General features: G+C 32.3%; 33 protein-coding genes and 1 pseudogene. 19 read left to right on the top strand and 15 right to left on the bottom strand.

Annotated features, from left to right (window positions below; genetic code table 11):
- The first annotated feature begins 6 nt into the window (after positions 1 to 6).
- The 3 genes from G9F74_RS27265 to G9F74_RS29920 all read left to right on the top strand — a co-directional run bounded on the left by G9F74_RS27265 (position 7) and on the right by G9F74_RS29920 (position 2275).
- Positions 7 to 855 carry an ABC transporter permease gene (locus tag G9F74_RS27265; protein ID WP_016108608.1) on the top strand — a complete coding sequence of 283 codons (849 nt, stop codon included), beginning with the start codon at positions 7 to 9 and terminating at the stop codon, positions 853 to 855.
- A gap of 76 nt (positions 856 to 931) precedes the next feature.
- Positions 932 to 2044, top strand: coding sequence for an FMNH2-dependent alkanesulfonate monooxygenase (gene ssuD / locus G9F74_RS27260; RefSeq protein ID WP_016108607.1), 1113 nt, complete (start codon positions 932 to 934; stop codon positions 2042 to 2044).
- A gap of 138 nt (positions 2045 to 2182) precedes the next feature.
- Complete coding sequence (locus tag G9F74_RS29920) at positions 2183 to 2275, top strand: putative holin-like toxin (protein ID WP_001289320.1); 93 nt, start codon at positions 2183 to 2185, stop codon at positions 2273 to 2275.
- Positions 2276 to 2503: 228 nt separating this feature from the next.
- On the opposite strand, the gene G9F74_RS27255 is transcribed toward G9F74_RS29920, so the two are convergent.
- On the bottom strand, positions 2504 to 3325 hold the full coding sequence (locus G9F74_RS27255) for an HNH endonuclease (RefSeq protein ID WP_000189690.1): 822 nt from the start codon (positions 3323 to 3325) through the stop codon (positions 2504 to 2506).
- Positions 3326 to 3474: 149 nt separating this feature from the next.
- Here G9F74_RS27255 and G9F74_RS27250 point away from each other — a divergent pair, with 149 nt between their 5' ends.
- Positions 3475 to 4560, top strand: a complete 1086-nt coding sequence (locus tag G9F74_RS27250; protein ID WP_000837897.1) for an AI-2E family transporter — start codon at positions 3475 to 3477, stop codon at positions 4558 to 4560.
- A gap of 237 nt (positions 4561 to 4797) precedes the next feature.
- Here G9F74_RS27250 and G9F74_RS27245 read toward each other — a convergent pair whose 3' ends face one another.
- From G9F74_RS27245 to G9F74_RS27220, 6 genes are read right to left on the bottom strand one after another with little or no spacing between them, the layout of a single operon-like run.
- Complete coding sequence (locus G9F74_RS27245) at positions 4798 to 4938, bottom strand: YrzI family small protein (RefSeq protein ID WP_000668494.1); 141 nt, start codon at positions 4936 to 4938, stop codon at positions 4798 to 4800.
- 27 nt (positions 4939 to 4965) lie between these two features.
- The gene (locus G9F74_RS27240; protein ID WP_000669820.1) at positions 4966 to 5106 is read right to left on the bottom strand and encodes a YrzI family small protein; all 141 of its coding nucleotides are present in this window, start codon (positions 5104 to 5106) and stop codon (positions 4966 to 4968) included.
- A 26-nt stretch (positions 5107 to 5132) separates the two neighbouring features.
- Entirely contained in the window at positions 5133 to 5276 is a 144-nt protein-coding gene (locus G9F74_RS27235) for a YrzI family small protein (RefSeq protein ID WP_000668979.1), read from the bottom strand.
- Positions 5277 to 5302: 26 nt separating this feature from the next.
- Positions 5303 to 5446, bottom strand: coding sequence for a YrzI family small protein (locus G9F74_RS27230; protein WP_000668979.1), 144 nt, complete (start codon positions 5444 to 5446; stop codon positions 5303 to 5305).
- A 28-nt stretch (positions 5447 to 5474) separates the two neighbouring features.
- The gene (locus G9F74_RS27225; RefSeq protein WP_000142746.1) at positions 5475 to 5618 is read right to left on the bottom strand and encodes a YrzI family small protein; all 144 of its coding nucleotides are present in this window, start codon (positions 5616 to 5618) and stop codon (positions 5475 to 5477) included.
- Between the two features lie 27 nt (positions 5619 to 5645).
- Positions 5646 to 5786 carry a YrzI family small protein gene (locus G9F74_RS27220; protein ID WP_000156182.1) on the bottom strand — a complete coding sequence of 47 codons (141 nt, stop codon included), beginning with the start codon at positions 5784 to 5786 and terminating at the stop codon, positions 5646 to 5648.
- Between the two features lie 440 nt (positions 5787 to 6226).
- Here G9F74_RS27220 and G9F74_RS27215 point away from each other — a divergent pair, with 440 nt between their 5' ends.
- From G9F74_RS27215 to G9F74_RS27190, 6 genes and pseudogenes are all read left to right on the top strand, one after another.
- Entirely contained in the window at positions 6227 to 6820 is a 594-nt protein-coding gene (locus G9F74_RS27215) for a DUF4825 domain-containing protein (protein ID WP_016108606.1), read from the top strand.
- A 146-nt stretch (positions 6821 to 6966) separates the two neighbouring features.
- The gene (locus G9F74_RS27210) at positions 6967 to 7344 is read left to right on the top strand and encodes a GntR family transcriptional regulator (protein ID WP_000805198.1); all 378 of its coding nucleotides are present in this window, start codon (positions 6967 to 6969) and stop codon (positions 7342 to 7344) included.
- The gene (locus G9F74_RS27205; RefSeq protein ID WP_016108605.1) at positions 7344 to 8216 is read left to right on the top strand and encodes an ATP-binding cassette domain-containing protein; all 873 of its coding nucleotides are present in this window, start codon (positions 7344 to 7346) and stop codon (positions 8214 to 8216) included. The genes G9F74_RS27210 and G9F74_RS27205 overlap by 1 nt, the downstream gene beginning before the upstream one ends.
- Positions 8213 to 8884, top strand: coding sequence for a DUF4052 family protein (locus tag G9F74_RS27200; protein ID WP_016108604.1), 672 nt, complete (start codon positions 8213 to 8215; stop codon positions 8882 to 8884). The genes G9F74_RS27205 and G9F74_RS27200 overlap by 4 nt, the downstream gene beginning before the upstream one ends.
- 41 nt (positions 8885 to 8925) lie before the next feature.
- A pseudogene (locus G9F74_RS27195) lies at positions 8926 to 9405 on the top strand (cytochrome c biogenesis protein CcdC).
- Positions 9406 to 9523: 118 nt separating this feature from the next.
- Positions 9524 to 10033, top strand: coding sequence for a 2'-5' RNA ligase family protein (locus tag G9F74_RS27190; protein WP_016108602.1), 510 nt, complete (start codon positions 9524 to 9526; stop codon positions 10031 to 10033).
- A gap of 15 nt (positions 10034 to 10048) precedes the next feature.
- On the opposite strand, the gene coaW is transcribed toward G9F74_RS27190, so the two are convergent.
- From coaW to G9F74_RS27150, 8 genes are all read right to left on the bottom strand, one after another.
- Positions 10049 to 10816 carry a type II pantothenate kinase gene (coaW, locus tag G9F74_RS27185; protein WP_229181213.1) on the bottom strand — a complete coding sequence of 256 codons (768 nt, stop codon included), beginning with the start codon at positions 10814 to 10816 and terminating at the stop codon, positions 10049 to 10051.
- 137 nt (positions 10817 to 10953) lie between these two features.
- Positions 10954 to 11352, bottom strand: coding sequence for a 3-hydroxyacyl-ACP dehydratase FabZ family protein (locus tag G9F74_RS27180; protein WP_000547668.1), 399 nt, complete (start codon positions 11350 to 11352; stop codon positions 10954 to 10956).
- A gap of 56 nt (positions 11353 to 11408) precedes the next feature.
- Positions 11409 to 12608: an LL-diaminopimelate aminotransferase gene (locus tag G9F74_RS27175; protein WP_016108600.1), complete on the bottom strand. Its 1200-nt coding sequence runs from the start codon at positions 12606 to 12608 to the stop codon at positions 11409 to 11411.
- A 395-nt stretch (positions 12609 to 13003) separates the two neighbouring features.
- The gene (locus G9F74_RS27170; protein WP_000760384.1) at positions 13004 to 13366 is read right to left on the bottom strand and encodes a hypothetical protein; all 363 of its coding nucleotides are present in this window, start codon (positions 13364 to 13366) and stop codon (positions 13004 to 13006) included.
- Positions 13367 to 13551: 185 nt separating this feature from the next.
- A complete protein-coding gene (locus G9F74_RS27165; protein WP_016108599.1) occupies positions 13552 to 13845 on the bottom strand; it encodes a hypothetical protein in 294 nt (97 codons plus the stop codon).
- Positions 13846 to 13999: 154 nt separating this feature from the next.
- Complete coding sequence (locus G9F74_RS27160) at positions 14000 to 15202, bottom strand: MFS transporter (RefSeq protein ID WP_000269231.1); 1203 nt, start codon at positions 15200 to 15202, stop codon at positions 14000 to 14002.
- Positions 15203 to 15483: 281 nt separating this feature from the next.
- Positions 15484 to 15918, bottom strand: coding sequence for a hypothetical protein (locus G9F74_RS27155; protein WP_033657360.1), 435 nt, complete (start codon positions 15916 to 15918; stop codon positions 15484 to 15486).
- A gap of 163 nt (positions 15919 to 16081) precedes the next feature.
- Positions 16082 to 16234, bottom strand: coding sequence for a YqbF domain-containing protein (locus G9F74_RS27150; RefSeq protein ID WP_073990761.1), 153 nt, complete (start codon positions 16232 to 16234; stop codon positions 16082 to 16084).
- 485 nt (positions 16235 to 16719) lie between these two features.
- Here G9F74_RS27150 and G9F74_RS27145 point away from each other — a divergent pair, with 485 nt between their 5' ends.
- From G9F74_RS27145 to G9F74_RS27105, 9 genes are all read left to right on the top strand, one after another.
- Positions 16720 to 17088: a hypothetical protein gene (locus G9F74_RS27145; protein ID WP_033657361.1), complete on the top strand. Its 369-nt coding sequence runs from the start codon at positions 16720 to 16722 to the stop codon at positions 17086 to 17088.
- 192 nt (positions 17089 to 17280) lie between these two features.
- Positions 17281 to 18066 (top strand): class I SAM-dependent methyltransferase, encoded by a 786-nt coding sequence (locus G9F74_RS27140; protein ID WP_000031294.1) that lies wholly within the window; start codon positions 17281 to 17283, stop codon positions 18064 to 18066.
- Positions 18067 to 18135: 69 nt separating this feature from the next.
- A complete protein-coding gene (locus G9F74_RS27135; protein ID WP_000621879.1) occupies positions 18136 to 18324 on the top strand; it encodes a DUF3970 family protein in 189 nt (62 codons plus the stop codon).
- Between the two features lie 77 nt (positions 18325 to 18401).
- Positions 18402 to 19367 carry a nucleoside hydrolase gene (locus G9F74_RS27130; RefSeq protein WP_016108598.1) on the top strand — a complete coding sequence of 322 codons (966 nt, stop codon included), beginning with the start codon at positions 18402 to 18404 and terminating at the stop codon, positions 19365 to 19367.
- A gap of 164 nt (positions 19368 to 19531) precedes the next feature.
- Positions 19532 to 19774 carry a GlsB/YeaQ/YmgE family stress response membrane protein gene (locus tag G9F74_RS27125; protein WP_000638302.1) on the top strand — a complete coding sequence of 81 codons (243 nt, stop codon included), beginning with the start codon at positions 19532 to 19534 and terminating at the stop codon, positions 19772 to 19774.
- Between the two features lie 92 nt (positions 19775 to 19866).
- A complete protein-coding gene (locus G9F74_RS27120; RefSeq protein WP_000844593.1) occupies positions 19867 to 20262 on the top strand; it encodes a hypothetical protein in 396 nt (131 codons plus the stop codon).
- Between the two features lie 184 nt (positions 20263 to 20446).
- On the top strand, positions 20447 to 20593 hold the full coding sequence (locus G9F74_RS27115; RefSeq protein ID WP_000959555.1) for a hypothetical protein: 147 nt from the start codon (positions 20447 to 20449) through the stop codon (positions 20591 to 20593).
- 169 nt (positions 20594 to 20762) lie between these two features.
- The gene (locus G9F74_RS27110) at positions 20763 to 20972 is read left to right on the top strand and encodes a hypothetical protein (protein WP_000834516.1); all 210 of its coding nucleotides are present in this window, start codon (positions 20763 to 20765) and stop codon (positions 20970 to 20972) included.
- A gap of 263 nt (positions 20973 to 21235) precedes the next feature.
- Positions 21236 to 21901, top strand: a complete 666-nt coding sequence (locus tag G9F74_RS27105) for a YjgB family protein (RefSeq protein WP_016108597.1) — start codon at positions 21236 to 21238, stop codon at positions 21899 to 21901.
- Positions 21902 to 22155: the final 254 nt, after the last annotated feature.

Raw genomic sequence — 22155 nt, 5'->3', positions numbered from 1 at the left:
TGTAAAGTGGAAAATACGAAAGCTGTTATGAAATCAGCGAGTATAATGATTGAGAAAAACAGCGTAAAAAAGGTGCGGAAGTTAAATATAAAAGTTTTAGTAAGGGCGATTACTATACCGGTTATTATATTAATAATTTGGCAGTTGGCTGGCGTATTCGGTCTTGTCACTAAAACAGTTTTACCAACACCATTAGATATTTTTCTAGCTTTCCAAGAGCTTATTAAAACAGGAGAGTTATTCGGCCATTTAAGTATTAGTGTATTCAGGGCCGCAGCTGGTTTCTTTATTGGCGGGGGCTTAGGGGTTATTTTAGGAACGATTGTTGGATTTTCAACGAGAAGTGAGCAATATTTAGATCCATCTGTGCAAATGTTAAGAACTGTACCTCATTTAGCTGTTGCGCCGCTTTTCGTATTATGGTTTGGTTTTGGCGAAACATCGAAAGTATTATTAATTGCGGACGGTGCATTTTTTCCTTTATACGTAAATGCGTTTTTAGAGATACGAGGTGTAGACTCAAAGTTATTTGATGTTGCGAGAGTATTAGAGTTTAATAAACGAAAATTAATTACGAAACTAATTTTACCAGCTGCATTGCCTAACCTTTTACTAGGAGCAAGGTTATCGTTAGGTGTTGCATGGGTGAGTTTAGTAGTAGCAGAACTTATGGGATCTACAGAAGGTATCGGTTATATGATTATGGATGCAAGGCAATTTTCAAATACAGATATCGTATTTGTCGGTATTATAATCTTTGCATTCGTCGGGAAGTTTTCTGATTCACTCGTCCGTTTACTAGAAGTGAAGTTTTTAAGGTGGCGAGATAGTTTTAAAGGTGAGACAGGGAATTAATATGTAAATTATTAGGGGTAATTTATATACAGATTTTTAGTTTGCGTTTCAAAATAAATAAGGGGTGTGCAAGAGTATGGAAATATTATGGTTTATTCCGGCTTATGGAGATGGTCGATATTTAGGAACGACAAAACGAGGAAGAGCAGCTGAGTATGGTTATTATAAACAAGTTGCTGAGGCGGCTGATTATTTAGGATATACGGGTGTTTTACTTCCAACTGGTCAAGGATGTGAAGACCCTTGGGTGTTAGCTTCAGCTCTTGCTGCTGAAACAGAAAAACTAAAATTTTTAGTAGCAGTGAGACCAGGATTAATGTCACCTACAGTTGCAGCGAGGATGGCATCTACATTTGATAGAATTTCAGATGGTCGATTACTTATTAATGTAGTAGCTGGAGGAGATCCCGTTGAACTACAAGGAGATGGATTGTATCTTGAACATGACGAAAGGTATGAAGCAGCGGATGAATTTTTAAAAGTTTGGAAATCAACCTTGCAAGGTGAAACGATCTCATTAGAAGGAAAACATATTAAAGTTACAGAAAGTAAAGTCGTGTTCCCGCCAGTCCAAACACCGTATCCTCCTATATATTTCGGAGGGTCATCAGCTGCTGGAAAAGAAGTTGCAGCTGAACATAGTGATGTATATTTAACGTGGGGAGAGCCACCTCAGCAAGTAAAAGAGAAAATAGAGGAAGTAAGAAAACTTGCAGAAGAGAAGGGGCGTACGGTACGATTCGGTATCAGGTTGCACGTAATTGTAAGAGAAACAGAAGAAGAAGCATGGGAAGAGGCAGAACGTTTAATTCAATATGTAGATAATCAAACGATTGAGCTTGCTCAAAAGACATTTGCAAGATATGATTCAGTTGGCCAAAAACGGATGACATATTTAAATAAAGGAACAAGGGAGTCGTTAGAGATAAGCCCAAACTTATGGGCTGGAATCGGACTTGTAAGAGGTGGTGCAGGCACTGCACTTGTAGGAGATACGCAAACGGTAGCGGAAAGAATAAAAGAATATGAAGCGTTAGGAATTGATACATTTGTTTTATCGGGATATCCTCATTTAGAAGAGGCATATGAAGTGGCAGAACTGTTATTCCCTTTATTGAAAGATGAGAAGAAACAAGAAAATAAAATTGTTGGTGAAATGATAGCTGATGCATTTGCATTAAAAAAATAATGAGAAAAAACCCGCAAGCGATTCGCATGCGGGTTTTCATCGTAAACTATCAGAAAATATGGTAAAATTAAATAGTAACTTAAGGTACGGTTGGTTGTTCAATTATCACTTCTCCGAATAGGAGGGGGGTGATAATACATGAGTGAAATAGCGTTGCTACTGCAGGGTGGACTGTTTCTCGTTGCATTGTTAACGTTCGTCGTTGTTTTAATAGACAAGCTCAAAAAATAACAACCCACCTAAGCCGATAGAATGTGGGTTGTTTTGTTTGTAAGAAACAAATAGGATAAGTGAACAATCCAATCTGCTAAGTTACGTGGACTAGTGTGTAGCCGCACACTAGTCTTTTTTATTTATATACAATTTATAATTAGTTTATGTGATTGTATTGTTCTTTTCATACTCATTATAACACAGTGTCTTTTCATGAAGAAAGGAGACCGTATGTTCTGATTTTGATTAAATAGTAGATGATGTTTCTTTAAATAACCCATCCATATACTGTTTTAAAGTTTGGACATAAAATTCTTGCTTATTCACATTATTTACGCCGACAATTGGCGATGCAAGTTCATATCGCTTTTCTGATAAATGAACGACAACATCAAAGATGTCAAACAAACGAATGAAGCAGAATAGGCCGTCTTTATCGCTAAGTAAAATAAAGTAATGGTTTTCACTATTTGTATTTAATGTATTCCATAATGAACTTTTGCTTAAGTCACGAACAATACTCTTTTCTTTTAATTCCATGAAATCGGCATTTGATAGAATATTAGAAATATCAATTGCATCTGGATCTTCAAAGTAGCCATCAATTGTTTGTACAGCGAAAGCGTAAGCCATTTTTAATACGCTCATTTTGTATTTACGGTTATCTAAAAGTAATTCACGTTGAATAGAGCTAGCTACTTTCGTTACACGTTCTTCTTTCCAAATTTCATTATGTAGAGAAATATCGTGCTTTTTACATAGTTTCATAATTAATGCATTGGAATAAAGTATTTCATCACTTACTTCAACAACATCTGTTTCAGCCGCCGCAAGTTCCTCACCATGCTCATTTGTATAGAGAGGGGAGTCGATTTGTTTTTTCATTTGCTCAATCTTAAATTGACTTAATTTATGCCTAATTAAAGGGCGATCAATATTTGTTGTCATTTGTTCATGACAAGTATCACAAATTGAGTTTGTGAAATAATAGCCACATAATATTTCTGGGATGACATATTGTTCACTCAGTTCTTTCGTATCTTTTCTGCAAATGATGCATTGTGTCATTTTTATCACCTTTACCTGCAAATTTGTATGTATTCTCATTGTAGTGTATTTATTGGTATTTTGGAATATTGTAAAGGAAAATATTATGTGAAATTAAAGTTTAATTTGGTACAATAAAGAGAAGTGCTAGTTTAAAGGAGGACGTTTGTTTGAAATCGAAAGTGCACTTTTGGACATTAGAAGTGCTAATGGTTGTAGGAATCATATTTATTTGCACAAAAATATCGTTTCTATTTCAACCGATTGGTATCTTCATATCAACATTGTTTTTCCCAATCTTAATCGCGCTTTTTTTATACTTCATATTTAATCCTGTATTAGTCTTTTTGGAGAATAAAAAAGTACCTAGAAATTTAGCGATTCTACTGTTATATCTTTTTATCATCACATTAACTGCGGTTGGCGTTGGAGTAGTTGTTCCGACGATTTCACAACAGTTAATGGATTTAGTGAAAAATATGCCAGGGTATATAAAAGAGGGAAAAGTATACATACAAGATTTATCACATCACAGATTGTTTGAATGGTTATCTACACAAAATTACGTTTCCATTGAAACAATTGAAAAAAATGCAATTGAATACTTAAAGGATATACCAAATACAATTACGTCGAGTGCAACGGCTTTATTTGGTATCATCACGAACGTTGCGTTAGTTATCTTTACAGTACCGTTCATTTTATTTTACATGTTTAAAGATGGGCATGCCTTTCCAGGAAAAGCGGTTAGCTTATTACCAGAGTCTTACCGTGAAGAAGGACTTCGTATCATAAAGGAAACGAATGAAACGTTATCTGCATATATTCAAGGGCAAGCGCTCGTTTGTATATTTGTTGGTGCTTTTACTTTCATCGGTTATTTAATTATCGATTTACCGTACGCTTTTGTTTTAGGAATTATTGCAGCATTTACAAATATCATTCCTAACTTAGGTCCATTTATCGGTGCGGCACCAGCTGTTATTGTAGGTTTGTTCGTATCTCCGATGCAAGCATTGTACGTAATTATTATTGTTACAATAGTACAACAGTTTGAAAGTAATATTATTTCACCACGTATTATGAGTTCGAAATTAAATATTCACCCGTTAACAATTATTATCTTAATTTTAGGGGTAGGTAATTTCGCGGGAATTATCGGAATGATTTTAGCAGTACCAGTTTATGCAGTAACAAAAACAGTTGTTTCAAACTTAGTAAGATTGTTTAAAACGAAACGAAATAATCGAAAATAGTATATGTTGAGGAAGATACACCGCTTTTTAAGTGGTGTATCTTTCGTTTGTTAATCAATATAAAAAAGTGTATTAATGCGATTTTATTATATGTTTTTTATATATCAAATTTAACGGTAAACTTGTGGGATTTAAGGTCTATAAAACTATGTGGAATCCCTCTGAACTATCCAAATCATTTCTTTACACCGTACTATCAACATCATAATCGACTCCTTTCAAGTTAATTCATATAAATTATAGGTGAGTGTAATATTTACTTTTACAATCACGAATTTCATCAATAATTTGTTTATACTGTTGCTCTTGTTTTAATTCATTTTGAGAAATCGTTTCTTTTTGAATCGTAATAGTTAAAAAGAAAAGGTGAAACTTCATATGTGAATTCCTCCTTTCAAATGGGAATTACAAATGACTACAGTAATGACTCTGTCTTTCTTTTACATAATCCATAGCTTGATTAATTTGACGTTCGTGAAGCATTTCAGTTTCAGAAAAATTATGTTTTTGAATGGTAATGGTTAAATAGAATACTTTAAATTTCATTAGATTTTTACCCCTTTATAAGTTATTTAGAACAGACGATTGTAAAAAGAAGATTGAAGCTCTTTTACTTCGTCCATAGTAGTTTGAACGTGTTGATCGTGTAAAACCTCATTTTGTGAAAGTTTACGCTTTTGAATGGTAATGGTTAAAAAGAATGCTTTAAATTTCATTGAATTATTACCCCTTTAGGATTTATTTAGAACAGACGATTGTAAAAAGAAGATTGAAGCTCTTTTACTTCGTCCATAGTAGTTTGAACGTGTTGATCGTGTAAAACCTCATTTTGTGAAAGCTTACGTTTTTGAATGGTAATGGTTAAAAAGAATGCTTTAAATTTCATGAAGATATTGCTCTTTTAAAATATATTTTTAATACATTTGTGTATAGTATGAAATTTTAATGTCAGTTATTTTATCAGTTGTTTGTTTTACTTGTTGTTTACGAATGATTTCATCTTCAGATAAAGTGTTTTTCTGAAGTGCAGTCGTAAAAAAGAAAACATGAAAAGTCATAAATGAATTCCTCCTTTCGAAAAGGAATTACAGGTGATCACAATAAAGCACTTGGCGCTCCTTAACATCATCCATAGCTTTTTGAATTCGCGCATTATGAAGCAGTTCCGTATTGGAACGTCTATTTCTTTGAATCGTAATACTTAAAAACAATACGCTAATAGTCATTGAATGTTGCTCCTTTCTTTAAAAAATAATGTAAGAGACTAAAAAACCGCACAAAAAAACCACAGGAAGATACAGTTCTCCTACGGCTGGGCGTGAAAAAGCCACAGGAAAGTATACGACCTCCTGTGGCGAATTTATGAATTAAAAGAAATAATATACGATCTTCAATTCTCCATTAGGGTGGTCGAATTCATATTCAATTGTCCGAAAAACAAAGGTGCAGCTAACGCAAAAGTTAATGCATGTAATTGTAATTTCATCATTTTCTTCGACCTCCTTTTAGAATTTTTTTCTTACGTTAGTAATTATATACAATTAATGGATAATTGTAAACCTAAAAATTGAAAATTTTTAATTTTGATTAAAATGCTTATATTTAAAAGGGATTTGAAAAGCAGTATAGTAAGTAACGAAATATCGATAAAAATGGGGGATGCTAAATGAAATATATGCATCGTAATGTGCTCGTTATGCTAACAATTTTTTTATTTATGACGGCTTGTTCTAACGGAGAAAGAATAAAAGATATATCTGATGTTAGGTCAGATGATTTTAAGAAATATACTGGAACGTACGTTGGTAATAATTCAGATGTGGTTGCAATTGTTAAAAATTTACCCGGTGGTGGAACAGTTCAAAGTATAAGTTTAGAAAATGAAAGTATAAAAGTGAACTATGGTGCAAAAGAGCATGAAAATCTGACAGAGGATATGATTGAGACATATTGGTTTGATGGGAAAGATACGATGAAAAAGAACTTTCTCTTTAACGTGATTTATCTTGCAGTTTTAGTACCAAATGCAAAAGGTTACGAGTTTCAAGTAGAAAATAAAATGTTTACGATAAAGCGGGAAGATATACTATCAATCCTGTATGGGAAATTTGATGATTTCCTAAAAGAAAAAGATATATGGGATAAAAATAAAGTAGTAAAGTTCCTTAGGGATAATAACGAAAACATTAAAATGCTTGTGAATGATAAAGATTTTCGTAAATCTTATTTCACTAAATATCCAGTGCAGCAGTTGAAATAATTGTTGAAACTACGGGTTTTTTAAGAGAGTCATTCTTAAACGAATGATTCTCTTTTTATATATAAGAAATTTATGGAAAAAATAATTGCAATGTGATATGGTTAATTGCATAAGTAATGAACCTATGAACCTAAGGTGGTGAAATTGTGAAACCTACTCTAGAACAAAATAAGTTAATATACTTACAAATTGCGGAAACTATTGAATCTGATATTTTAAAAGATATATTGCTTGAAGAAGAACAAGTTCCATCGACAAATCAATTTGCAAAGATGTTACAAATAAATCCAGCTACTGCAGCTAAAGGGGTAAATGTATTAGTAGATGAGGGGATTCTATATAAAAAGAGAGGGATCGGGATGTTTGTTGCAAAGGGAGCAAAAGAAGTCGTACTAAAAAAAAGACAAAATACTTTTATGACAGAGTATTTACCTAAAGTGTGGGAAGAAGCAAAAGTACTAGAAATATCAAAAGGCGAATTGATGGATATGATACAAAAAATTACGAAGGAGGGGAAAGCGTAATGTTTGCACTTGAAACGAAAGATTTAACGAAAAAATATAAAAAGAAAATAGCTGTAAATGAAGTAACTATTTCATTGGAAGAGCATAAAATATATGGTTTGCTTGGAAGGAACGGAGCAGGGAAAACGACACTATTACATTTACTCGCAGGACAAATTATTTCAAGTAGTGGAAGTGTATCAATATTAGGTGAAAATGTATTTGAAAATAGTAAAGCGATGCAAAATATTTGTTTCGTTAGAGTGAAAGAAGAAGCTCATTTAAGTTATAAAGTAAGAGAAATTTTTAAGATGTGTAGCATGTTTTATAAAAATTGGGATGGAGAGTACGCTGAAAAACTTGCTGATAAATTTCAGCTTAATATGACAGAGAAATACCATAAACTATCACATGGTATGCAAACAGTCGTTGGAATAGTACAAGGACTAGCAAGTAGAGCACCAATTACTATTTTTGATGAACCAACTACAGGTTTAGACGCAGCGCATCGTGAGTTGTTTTATAGTTTACTATTAGAAGATTATGGTGAGCATCCTCGAACAATTATATTATCAACACATTTAGTAGAAGAAGTAACTCATGTAATTGAAGAGATAATCATCATAAAAGAAGGAAGATTAGTTGTTCAATCATCAGTGGAAGATTTATTACAACAAGGACATATTATTTCGGGGAAAAAAGATAAAGTGGATGAGTTCTCAATTAATAAAAAAGTTTTAAATCGAGAAGTTTATGGGAACAAAGGCATTACTGTTATATGGGAAGAGCTTTCTAATGAAGATTATTATTCTGTTGAAAAAGAGGGATTAGTAGTTGATAGAATTACATTACAAAAACTATTTATTCATATAACTGGTGGTGAAGTGAAATGACGATGATAATGAAGCAGTTAAAGTTACATATAAAATTTCATTATAAAGCAATTTTAATATTTTGGATTACAGCTTTACTTATAAAAGGAATCACAAGTGTAATGGAGTTAAAAGAAATAAGAGAAGGATTTTTACAACATATATTAAATAATCCTTCGATTGTAATTACATTGTTTATAGTAGTAAGTACTTTTATTATACAGGATGATGTGTTTCGTTTAGCAGTTTCATTTGGAGTAACGAGATTACAGTTTTTCATTGGATCAGTTTGCTATATCATATTACAAGCTGCGGTTTTCTCATTCCTTCAAGTGATTATTTTACAAAATACATTGTATAGAACAGTAAATATTAGTTTAGGAGAACACTCAGTTAAACAGTTTATTGTACAACTATTATTGTATGTTACAATTGCAACTTTTTTTCAAGTAGCAGTAGTGATTAAGAAACGTTTTAAGTGGATTGGTCTTATGATAGGCGGAACATTTTTTATATTATTGAATAGTGTACTTTATGCAGAAGTAGGAATACAGGATTTAAATTCTACATCTAATCTATCTTTAATAGATATCCCATACTTTATTGTCATTTCAATTGTTTTAACTATCGTCTATATCGTGACTAGCGGTATATTTATTCGAAAAGTATCATTTGAGCAAACCATTTAAAGTGTAATTAAATATATATTTTGGGAGAGTAGGAAAAACAAATGGGAGACACTTCTTCACTAATAACCGTCTTTGTATGCATTGCACTACTAATATTTTGGCGTCGTTACCGTTCTATGTACAAACCGATAAAAGGAACAGGAAAACGAATTTTGTGGCCATTACTATTTTTAACGCCAGGGATAATATGGTTTTTTGGTCCCGTACATCCAGCTATTTTACAAGTAGTTTTAGCAGCATGCATTGGGATTCTTTTCGCCGTACCACTTATAATTTTAACAAATTACGAACGAAGAGATGATGGGAATATTTATACGAAAAAAAGCACAGCTTTTCTAATTACTTTTATTGCACTTGTTGTTTTAAGATACGGTTCAAGGCAATATATTGTTGATTTGGATCCACAAACGATTGGTTTATTATTTTATGTCGTTGCCGTTTCGTATATTATTCCATAGAGAATTGCTTGTTATATAAAATTTAGGAAAGTTTGGCGGGAAAATAATAATCCTGCTATATGAAAACTTCTCATTTGAGAAGTTTTTTATTTTTAGATGTAAGCAAAACAATTTGTTGAAGTACAGGCTGCCATACAATATGATAAATATAAAAAATTAAGGGGAAGTAGGGGATATAAAAATGCGTACCATTTTACTTTTTCTAAAGAACATGTCCATCCATGAAATAGAGGACATTAGACTAGAGCATGATCCTTTATTCGGATTAATCCCACCGCATGTTACAATTGTATTTCCGTTTGAAAGTCCTATTTCAAATGATGAGTTGAAATTACATATTTTGAATGTATCAAAAAAGATATATAATATAGAAATTGAATTTGCGAATCAAATAACGAGTGAAGGAGCATATTTGTTTTTACGAGTTGAAAAAGGGAAAGAACAAATAGAAGATCTACGTAATTTCCTGTATACAGGACCTTTATTACAGTTTTTGAAAGAAGACATTCCGTACATCCCGCATGTAACAGTCGGGAGAAAAGAAAGTGCTGAGCTAGCTGCTGAAGTAGTTAAAAGTATTCCTAGTTTTCATGAGAAATTAAATTGTGTGATTAATAGAATTAGTGTGGAGCGAATTGGAGAGAACGAAGAGTCAATTATTGAATTTGAAGTACCATTGCAAAAAAGCTGACAAAAGTCAGCCTCTTTATTTTGTAGCATGAAGTAAAGCGCCAATCGCACCACTATAACCATCATCTTGTAAAAAGATTGGTGTTTTATTTTGATATTTTGTGTAGCTACTAATAATATTTTGAAGGTGTACATTATTACATAGAGTCGAACCAATATAAATAATATGGTCAATGTTTTTTGCTTCGGCGAATTGAAGGCTTAATGCAGTAACGACTTCACCGACAAGTCCTTGTACAGTAGCGATTATATCTGAGCTATTATAATTTGAGTCTGTAATAGCGGCTTTACCAAAATTGCTTGCAGTTAAACTATTATCAATAGGAGAGAGAATACCACCATAAATATCTCCCACCGTAATATCTAGTTCTTTTCTAGAACCTATGTTTGTAAGAGGGATTACATCTTCAAAATGATCAATATTTGTTAATAATTTTGAAAGTCCCATAATAGTACCTCCGCCAACTCCAGTTCCTCCAGCGCGAATATAATGGTCATTATAAACGTAATGGATAGAAGTACCTGTACCGATATTGGTTAAAATAAAGTTGTTTATAGAATGTTTTTCTTCTTTTAATATGTATCGTACACCTGCAAGAGTAGCTTCAAATTCGTTTAGCTCTACTAGTGTATATGCATCTGAAAGTAGTTGTTGTAATAGTTTCGCTTTACCACCTGTAATACATATTTGTTTCATTCTATTATTGCTCTGAAGCCAATCTATAATTTTATCTTGTTCATGTGAATAAAACTTTTCAAAAGCTAATTCCTTTTTTTCATTAATTTAAGCAATTTTCGTTAATGTTCCTCCAGCATCGATACCGATAGTTCTTTCCATTTTCCTACTCCTAACTACGTAATATATTTATCTTATAAGCCCAATTGGCGTGGGATAGATATCCCGGGCGGATCAAATAGTGATTAATCTGCTTGATATATTAATAGTTTTTTTATAGTTACAATAGGGTGGCTGTTAACTGTTGCCGTACCTGTACCGAGAACAAACCCTCGACGGTTACGTGTTAGCTCATAATGTAAATCAAGTTTATCACCAGGGTATGCTTTCTCATGGAACTCAACTCCATCTAATGAGGAGAGAAAGCCTAATCCTTCAGAGTCACTTGTATTTACAAATGCACTAAGCTGAGCAAGTGCTTCTACAATTAACATATGAGGCATATGTTTTTGCGTATCATTTATAAACCATTCGTTATTTGTAATGAGTTTGTATCCTGTCACGGATTCACCTTGTTTTATACTTGTTACTTTATCAATCATTAAAAATGGATAACGATGGGGTAGTGTATCTTTAATGTGCATATGAAAGTACCTCCAATAAATAATACCCCTGCTAAAGTTAAGCAGGGGAGTAGTAACTAATTTTTAACTAATTCCTCTATTTTTTCAAGAGAAAAAATGCCGCTATTTCTAATGTTTTCAACAACTTGTTGTAATACCGCTTTATCTTGAACAAGAGCAATACGTACAAAGCCTTCTCCGTGAGGTCCGAATGCATGACCTGGTGTTACAACGACATTTGCACGATCCATTAATGCATAAGCGAATTCTAGAGAAGTCCATCCATTCGGTATTTCAGCCCATACGAACATACTGCCAGCTGGCTTATCGACATTCCAGCCAAACGTTCGGAACCCATTGACTAAAGTATCTCTACGTTCTTGATAAATGGTGCGGTTTTTCTCGCAAAACTCCGCACCATTTCTTAGTGCTGTAGATGCTGCTTTTTGAATAGGCAAAAATACACCGTAATCTGTATTAGACTTAAATTGCGTAAGCGCTCCGACAATTTCCTCATTTCCAATCATATAACCAATGCGGCTACCTGCTAAACTATAACTTTTTGATAAAGAGTTTATTTCTACGCCAACTTCTTTTGCACCAGGTAGAGAGAGGAAGCTAATTGGTTTGTTGCCATCGAAATAAAATTCAGCATAAGCAAAATCATGGACAACAATAATATTATGTTTTTTCGCGAATGCGATTACTTCTTTAAAGAAATCTTCATGTGCCATTGCTGGAACTGGATTCCCTGGGAAGTTCAAAATCATCATCTTTGCTTTATCGGCGATCTCTTCAGGGATAACTTGTAAGTTAGGTAAGAAATCATTCTCTTTCTTTAATGGCATGTAGTACGATGTTGCACCAGCCATTTGAATACCTGTTTCATAAGCTGTATATCCTGGATCAGGAACTAATATAATATCTCCTGGATTTGCATAAACCATCGGTAAATGAACGAGTCCATCCTGTGAACCCATTAATAATAAAATCTCTTTTTCAGCATTTAATATAACGTTATGAGTGTTATTGTAATATTCAGTTACAGCTTCGTGAAAGTCTTGAATACCTGTTAATGTGTATCCATAGCTTTCTTTTTCACTTGCTGTATGTACCATTGTTTCTCTTACGAAATCAGCAGGAGGCATATCAGGATTTCCGATACTTAAATCAATCATTTTATGACCTGCTGCAATTTTCTCTTTTTTATAGGCACCTAATTCACTAAATATAGAAGATTGGAATGCTTTCATTCTAGTTGCTAACGTGTAAGTCATCAAAACCCCTCCTAAAAACAGTGCTTTCTTTCTACGTATTTAATTATTCTGAAAACACATATTTACATTTTATCACTTTTTTATGAAAATTAAAACGATTGACAAATTTAGAGGAAGGATTAGTCTATTTTGAAAGAGGACGCTGTATATAGGCTAGAATGGTTAATTGAAATGTCTATTATATCTTTCTACGCGGATTAGGATGACGGGACAAATTGTTGATATAAGTAAGGAACTTAAACTTCTCATAATAAGCACCTCACAGTGAAATTATTTAGATTATTAAGCAATAATACATTCAAGTTAAGAGATTAAAAAGAGGGAAGTGTTTTTGAGAAAGCTTTCTAAAGTGAAATAACGCAGAAAATATTTCCTGCGTCTCATCTGAAATGTAATCATTTCTTTTTATATGTACATAATTTTTCAGCTGTCAAAAAATATACATTTAACGTATCATCGACAACCTTTAAAGTTTGATCTGATGTAAATGAGTTGCCATAATCAATGTGATATACATTAGAATTTTTGACAAATGAACCTTTATATAAATCTTCTTTTTTATTTGTAGTTTGCATTTCTACTAAATTTTGAACAATTTCCTCTTTATTTTCTTTTTTGACAACTGTTTCAAATTTATAATATACAGGACATTCACCGTTTTTATTGTCAACGACTTCCCAAGAACCGTATATATCATTCTTGTTGCAGCCACTAAGTAAAACGATCAGTATAGGAAATATAAGTAGATATTTTTTCATTTTGTGCTCCTTTCTTATTATGGCTAATAAACGTGCGAATACGATAGAAATATTGTAATAAATAAAGTTTAAATTTTTTTAAAGAATTACTTAATTTCACATAAAAATTGGGAAAAGTATAGCAAAAATAAAAGACATGAATTTAGCGTATTACTAGTTATTCATGCCTATCAGTATAATTTTGGCTATGCCTTTTTGAGGATAAATGAGGAGGAAAGTAGGATGACTATTCCATTTAAAATATATACACTTACAATAATAAAGGCTAACGTACCTACGCTAAATCCACTTTTATCGAATATAGAAGCGAATGCTGTAGTAGTCAAAAAGACAATGGGAGTTAACAATAAGAAAACGAAACCTGCCACAATTCGCCTTTTAAAGCTATGTTGAGAAAGGGAAATGGTTAAAAAGTTTAGGATGCTAAATATAACTATTACAAAAATAAAGATAATAAATAACTGCATGCCATCATACATTTTCGCAACTCCTTTATTTATTATTTATATACTATATTCGAAAGCGAAAGGGGGACTCCTTTAAATCGTTTCACTTAACATATTAAATGGTTTTTTATAAAACAAAAAGGCATGGCCCAGTATAAAACTGAATCCATGCCCAATAATGTTTACGTTATAAATTCGCAGATTGCGAAGGTTGTTTTTCATAATGTTTCTGTTTAGAAAGGGAAATAGAAATAATCAACAACGAAACGACTCCGAAGATGAGAACCATATATTGCAACCCAATCGTATCTAAGAAGAAGCCAGTTCCAAGTAAGACAATTTGGAACATAACTCTCTCAAACATATTACGGAATGAGAAGAGGCGGCCGTGATAGCTTTTTTCTACTTTCGTTTGGAAAATTGTCGACATAATAGGGAAGAAACAGCCGACACTAAAGCCAAACAAACCAAATGATGTAAGAGCCATCCATTTTATATCGCTAAAGAACAATGAAAGGTGTGCAAAAGCGGTACAAACTGCGAAGAAATATAGTAATTTTTCAGGTTTAAAATAATCAGATAAACGTTTAATAACGAAGGCACCTAACATAAATGCAACACCTTCAATTGTATATATGAATCCTTTAATCGTTGGATCATGTTGCATTTCACTAATGTTAATAACCATTAAATTAAAACCAGCAATAAATAATAGTGGGATGATACTTAATATAAGTGCTGTGAAAGCAATAGGAATTCCTTTTAAAATACGAAATACTTCCATAAAACTATTATCTTTTGCAGCCTGTTTACTTGGCACTGTTGATTTTTTATCTTCAAATTGTAGAAAGAAAGTTGAAAGGAACAATAGAGCATATGCAGCCATTGAGAAGGCATACATATATTGTAAACTCATTACAACTAAAAGAATTCCACCTAGTGAAGTACCTGCAATACGAGCGATTGTACCAACATTCATATGTACACCGTTCATTTGTAATAACTCATGTTCACGTACGATGAGTGGAATTACAGATTGTAATGCAGGGAAATAAAATGCGGCTGAAATTTGAAGTGCAACCATAAAGGCGATCATAAAGGCTATACTTTCAAATTGAATAGCGAAAAACATAAAAATAACACTTAAAACCCGACCAAACCCAGCATAAAGAAGAACTTTTTTCTTATCATACTGATCGATGACCCGACCAGCCATTGGACCAACGATAACACCCGCTAATAGTCCGATAAATAATATAACTGATTTCATAAAATCAGAAGGGACATATTTTTGCATAAATTCTAAGTTGCCAAGAATACCAAGCCATAAACCTAGACCAGCAATAAACTCCCCAATTAAAACGATCCAAACATTTTTATTACGCCACATAATGTAAAACCTCTCCGTCTTTTAAAGTGAAAAACTCGTATATAAAACCTCCTTATTTATGTAGTATTTTTTTACGAACTTTTTTAGAGTCAGAGTCTATATTACGTGTTTCATTAGTGGATTTCAATCTTTTTGATTTGGCGAAAATTGGATTTATGAGTTGATGAAATAAGCATTAAAAATAAAATGAACTTTGAATTAATTACATATAAAAAATAAAAAAAGCAAGAGCGTAATAGTACGTCTCACTTTTCTAAAATACACTTTGTAAATAGAGTTGCTTAATAACTATTATGACCTTGTCCAATTGCTAATGCACTAAAGGTGAGGGGGCCAATAACATCTGCACTTGCAGCACTTGTTAAATTTTCCACAGTTAAAGTGTATTCGTGAATCCCACAGCTTATATTTTTATTAATTGTTTGAAATGTTTCAACGTAATATTGTTCAGAATCTGTAGATCTAATACTTACTTGTGTGTTGAAAATTTCAATGTTGTTACGGAAAACCCTAAACAATATTTGTGATATATCAGTTATACCTTTAACTCCAACTGTAGCAATTAATTCTACTCGATTATCACGTGAATCTTTTATTGGAATTTTTAATTCAATATTTGCTAGAATTGCTTTGTTTGGGGAATCGGGAATTGTAAAAGTAGTTGCGTCAGTTTTATTTATTGGCTGAATAGCTTGGTAATCAATGATATGAGTTATGGTTGTCACCTCCTCATATATCAAAATATGAAGGTAATGACGGATTAGATTGGACGTATATTAGAAGATAGTAATAGAATAGGGTTGAATATAGGGGAATAATATAAAAGCATCAAGAAGAGAACCACGAGTATGTGGTTTATTTCTTGATGCCCTTCCTACATTAAGCAGAATATTCTTCTTTACGAACTTCGAAAAATTCATTACGTAGTAAGTAATTATAAATTTTTTCTGAAACCTCTTCTTCTTCAGACACTAAGTAACGATGATCAAACGCATAGAATGATTTTCCTTTAATTAATTTTACGTAATAGATTTTGCACGCCTCCTCTATCGAATGTATTACTTGCTTTATATTATGGTGGCCTATATACCTGTTAATCATACTTTGGGTTTCAAAAGGTAGAAGTAAAAATGTTAACATGTTGAAATAGCTTACAAATCTGTAATGTTTTTGTCACCTTTTCCGATAGTTAAAAATAACCAATCTCTTCTATACTACAAATAAGTTACATAAAATAAGGAGGGAAAAAGATGGATGAAGTAATTGGAGAAGTTGTAGCAGGTATTTGTGAATTTGTGGTAGAAGTAACGGCAGATGCTATAGGAAATTTAGTTTCTGGAAATGATGAGGAAAAGGAAACATTGTAATAGGTTGTAAAAGTATAAAGGTAACTAAAATATAAAGGCTGATTCCTAAAGGGAAGTCAGCTTTTTTATTTTTTACATTTTATTAACTTTATTTAAATATTCATTTGTTATGATATTAGTGAAGCTAATTAAGGGGGTGAAAAAATGAATATGCCGAATTTTGGGACTGATGTATCTGATTTTCGTTTGATTGTGGCGAATGTAGATGAAAGGGAATATCATTTTATTGTTCGGGAACATCCGATTTTAGGGAAAATTATATCGCTATTTGAAAATGGAAAAGAATATGGCTTAATAGACAAACAAATCGCTATTAAAGATACATTTATTAAATCGGAGCTTACTAAGTTAGATGGTTTTAATATCGATATACTTCATCATACACCTGGATGGATATGGATTGGCATGAATCAATTTGGTTTACATGCTCGAGAGGCTACTTATAATGAAGTAGAAGTTATTATGAAGTTGAAAGAGGATTTATATTACATAGATATATATGAGGAAATAAAAATGTAATAGATATTTAGTTGGGTTAGGGGATTAGTTCCCATAACCTTTTTTATTTTAAAGTAATATTCATATCATTTTGACGATGGTCTGTCTGTATTACAAGAGGTGAGCTGAAAAGAGGATTTGAAAATACATAAAGAGAACTTTAATTATTATATGAATCATATATGTTAATAACAATAGAAGGAAGATGATAAAATGAGTAAGGAAGAGCTTATGAAACAACAGTTTGGTAATAATGCAGAAAAGTATGTAAAAAGTAAAATTCATGCTAAAGGACTGGATTTACAATATGTAGTTCAACAAGTTGAACCTCGTCATAATAATCGTCTTCTTGATATTGCTACTGGTGGTGGACATGTTGCAAATTTATTAGCACCATTGTTTAAAGAAGTAGTTGCATTAGATTTAACTGAAAAAATGTTAGAGAATGCGAAAAAATTCATTTTAGGTAATGGGCATGACAATGTATCTTTTATCGTTGGACATGCTGAAAAATTGCCATTTGCTGATAAAGCATTTGATACAATTACATGCAGGATTGCAGCACATCATTTTACAAATCCGACGCGATTTATTTATGAAGTAAATCGAACGTTAGAAGATGATGGATTATTTATTTTAATAGATAATGTTTCGCCAGAAAATAATGAATATGATACATTTTATAATTTTATAGAAAAAAAGCGTGATCCGAGTCATGAAAGAGCTTTGAAAAAGACAGAATGGATTACTTTATTAGAAAAAAATGGTTTGCAAATGCAGTCATGCTTCACTTTCGATAAAAAGTTTGATTTCGACTGGTGGTGTGACATGCTGGAAGTACCTATGCAAAAGCGTGAAAAATTAACAGAGTGTATGATGAAAACACCAAACGAAATGAAGGAATACTTTCATATTCTATTTGAAAATAATAAAGTAAAGTCGTTCTATACTGAAATGGCTATGTTTATTTGTAAAAAAAGTACAACATTAAAAAGATAAATTTCTTGAAGTCTTTTCAAAGTGCGTTATACTTAGTACTGAGAAAATGAGAATTGAGGAATTGCAATAATGATTCGCGTACGTATTGAAGGAACTGAAGAAGAAATGCTTGAATTTATGGAGAAAATGCCGGACATTCCTGGATTTGAAAAAACGCATATGAGAGAACCGAGAAAAGGAAACAATCCAAAATACGATTCAAGTAAGAATGTATTAGCATATTTGTCTTATAAAAAGATTGAAGTCGCCAATAAATAGGCGGCTTTTTTAGTTTGCATCGTTTCACCGCCTTGTCTTTTTCACATAATAATAATAGTAGATTATGCTGAAGAGAGGTGAGGATTGTTAATAAGAAAATTATCTTTTTTGGAGACTTTGGTATTGACGATGCAGTTGCGTTAATTTATGCAAATAAAACTTGTAAATTAGATATTATAGGAATTGTCGCAGAGTATGGGAATGTATCGCGAGAAATCGTTACAGAGAATGTATATTTTTTAGAAAAATACTATGCTACAGAAGTGAAAATCATCGAAGGTGCAGCTAGACCAATGACAGCTGAAGAGCCTTTATTCTTCCCGGAAATTCATGGGGATCACGGTTTAGGGCCAATTATTCCACCTGAAATGAGAATTTGTAAACGGGAAAATTTTTGTGAATTAATTAAATTAATTGAGCCTTGTCCAGAAGATATAGTTATTGTGGCGACAGGAAGATTAACAACACTTGCAACGTTATTTTTATTATATCCAAATGTAATGAATCGTATTTGTTCTTATTATATTATGGGAGGCGCTTTCTTATTTCCAGGTAATGTTACACCCGTGTCTGAAGCGAATTTTTATGGCGATCCAATTGCGGCGAATATTGTTATGAAGTATGCGCAGAACGCTACTATATATCCGTTAAATGTAACACAGGCTGCGCTTATTACTCCTGAAATGCTTGATATTATTAATAAAGAAGGAACGGGACAGGCGAAACTCATTAAACCAATGATCGATTTTTATTATGAGAACTTTTATAAAAAGGAATACCCGGGTATTACTGGGAGTCCTATTCATGATTTACTGCCGTTTATTTCGTTTATAAATGATGATATTTTTGAATATAAAAAATCAGCAGTTTGGATTAGTACGACGAATGATGTAACGAGAGGACAAAGTGTTGCGGATTTTAGAAAAATAGCTGAGCCAACCACGTTTGATAATAGGCCTGTACAAAAAATTGCGGTTGGTTTTAATTATCCAGTTTTTAAAGAAGAATTTATGAGGACGATATTAAAGCCTGATTGTCCCTAATATGTAAAATGTGAAGTTGTAAAATCATTTGTCCAGTGAGCTTCGTTCTCAAATAATCTAATAGTTGAGCTGTATGAATAACTTATGAAAAATGAAACATAACTAATGGTAAGCAATTGTTTCTGATTATAGTTTGATTGGTGAATTATAAAGGAGGTTATCATATGATTTGGTCTTTAATTGTCGGTGGTATATTAGGTTGGTTTGCAAGCTTAATTACTGGAAGGGATGTACCTGGCGGTGTAATTGGTAATATTATTGCTGGTATTGTCGGTTCTTGGCTTGGTACAGCGTTACTTGGTAAATTTGGACCTATTATAGGTGGATATGCGATTGTTCCAGCCTTAATAGGTGCGATTATTTTGATTTTCATCGTAAGCTTTATATTCCGGGCGATGCGAAAATGAATACAGGGGGCTGTTTACATTTGTAAGCAGTCCCTTTGAATTATATGGCCTAATCTGTTATGCTACTGTTATACAATCAGGAGGTGTCAGCATTGAAATCATATACAGTAAATTTCCATCAAGAAGATAATGCAAAAGCGACAACAGTACATAAATTAAGTGAAGAGGACTTCAATAAAGCAACAGAAAAAGGTACTCGTCATCTATTTGATTTAGATACAAACGTTGGTTTCTTCGTATTCTTTGACGCAGAAGATGCAGAAGGAAATGATCAATACTTAATGTTACAATATGAAGGAGATCACGAAGAGCCAAGTGCTTGCTACGGATTTGATTTGAAATTATACTATCAATTTTTAGCATTATACTTAAATGATCTTGAATTCCAAGGTGAAACAAATGAAGAAGAGGAAGAATATGGTCCAATTCATCATTTAGCGCACTTACTTTATCATATTGTAGAAGATGGTAAGTCAATCGAAGTGTAATATACATATTTGAAGCTGTCCAATATTGGACAGCTTTTTAATTATATAATAAAGGTACATGTATGTTGTATGCTAAAAAGTTGAGGGGAAATGGAATTTTCCGAAGGGTTGTTTATTTCTTCCATGTTTCAATCGGAATACATCTGTTATAATGAGCATAATTAAATTCATGGGGGCTAATTCAATGCTTGTAGATGTAAAACATTTTATTAAAGCGGCAAGTTTAACATGTATAACGGCACTGAGTGGAGATAATACATTTGCTCATAATTTTGAAACTGTAAAAAGTACGATTTCTACATACGTAAAGAAAGTAAGACTTACCTCTTAGTTTTGCTTTTAAAGCTTATCTACATATGTTATTTTGGAAAGAATCTGTATTATTTCAGGTTCTTTTTAATTTATACTAAAGTATAGATAAGTTCATCTATTATTTGAAAATCTTTTTATATAAATGTATTATTATAAAGGTCATAAATTTTAGAAAAGAGGTGAATTTCGTGAAAAGTTTTGGCATGCTAGCAAGCTCTGCTTTGTTTTCTCTGTTTCTGTTATTATTTAATGTTCAATCGTTTTATAATAAATACACAGAAGAAAATACATATTATTGGATAAATGGTGTATTAGCAGTGATATTCCTTATATCGTTTATCATACATATAAAAGATATTATAAAGAAAAATTATACAACTTCATTAAAACAAGAGTAGAGAGAATCATATGTTTACTAATAAGAAATGATGTAATTAAATTTCAAACCTTAAAAATATGAGACCAGCAGGGAAATGTTACGTAGTTTCTGTTGGTTTTTTGCGTTTTTGTGACGTACTTTATTCAAGGTGACAGAAGAAGGATAAAGCATGTAAGAAGAGAAGGTGTATAGTAAGGAAAAACAACACATCTCAACCTGTTTGAAATCAATGTAAGATAAAAATCATGTTATAGAGTGTTTACGAATGGGAGGTAGTAAAATATGAAAGCGCATTTGAGAATATTGTTCACTTTAACATGTGTATTAACATTGATGGCTTGTACGAATAATGAGGAAAAGAAACAGACGAACCCAACATCTGAAAAAAATACGGAACAAAAGAATGAAGGAACTGCACCTCAAAAAGAGAACCAGTCAGCGAATAACTCCAAAAATCAAGATTCAACAAAACCTTCGACAGGGCCAGATTCAAAAAGTCCAACTCTTAACCAAAAATCAATTAACTATGTTAAAGAATTATTTGAACTAGCGAAAGAAGGGAAAGTACCTAATGTTCCATTTGCTGCTCATACAGGAGATATCGAAGAAATAGAAAAAGCATGGGGGAAAGCAGATAAAACAGAACAAGCAGGGAGCGGAATGTACGCAACCTTTACAAATAAAAATGTTGTCTTCGGTTTTAATAAAGGATCACAAGTTTTTGATGTACGTTCATATCAAACAGAACTAAAGTCAATTACATTAAAAGAAATTGAAAAGGCGTTAGGAAAACCAACTTCAGTTAAAGTAAATGGTGAAGATCAAATATATGTATATAAAGTAAACAATCAGTTCGAGTTAAAATTCATCATTCCAAAATCGATCGGTAAGGTAGATCATATTTCGGTATTTTCGCCAGAGGATAGTATTAATAAAATGGCAGGATAAAAAATCAAATAATCTCCAGAACACCTCACTTATTTTAAAAGTGAGGTGTATTCAATTGTAAACAAGGTATGTTTCCGACCTTATGATACATACTTTCATATGGCGAAATAATTCAATTATATTTTTGAAAAAAATACAAAGCAAGTAAAAAAACGCTATCTGCCTATAGATTTATAGGTGGTCTGACCCCATTTGGTGAGACAAAGAAAAAACACCTAGATAACATGTTTCCTATAAGCTATAGGTGACATATT

This window comes from Bacillus sp. EKM202B (assembly GCF_011066025.1).
GTDB lineage: Bacteria > Bacillota > Bacilli > Bacillales > Bacillaceae_G > Bacillus_A > Bacillus_A toyonensis.
This window is presented reverse-complemented; position numbering and strand designations above follow the sequence as displayed.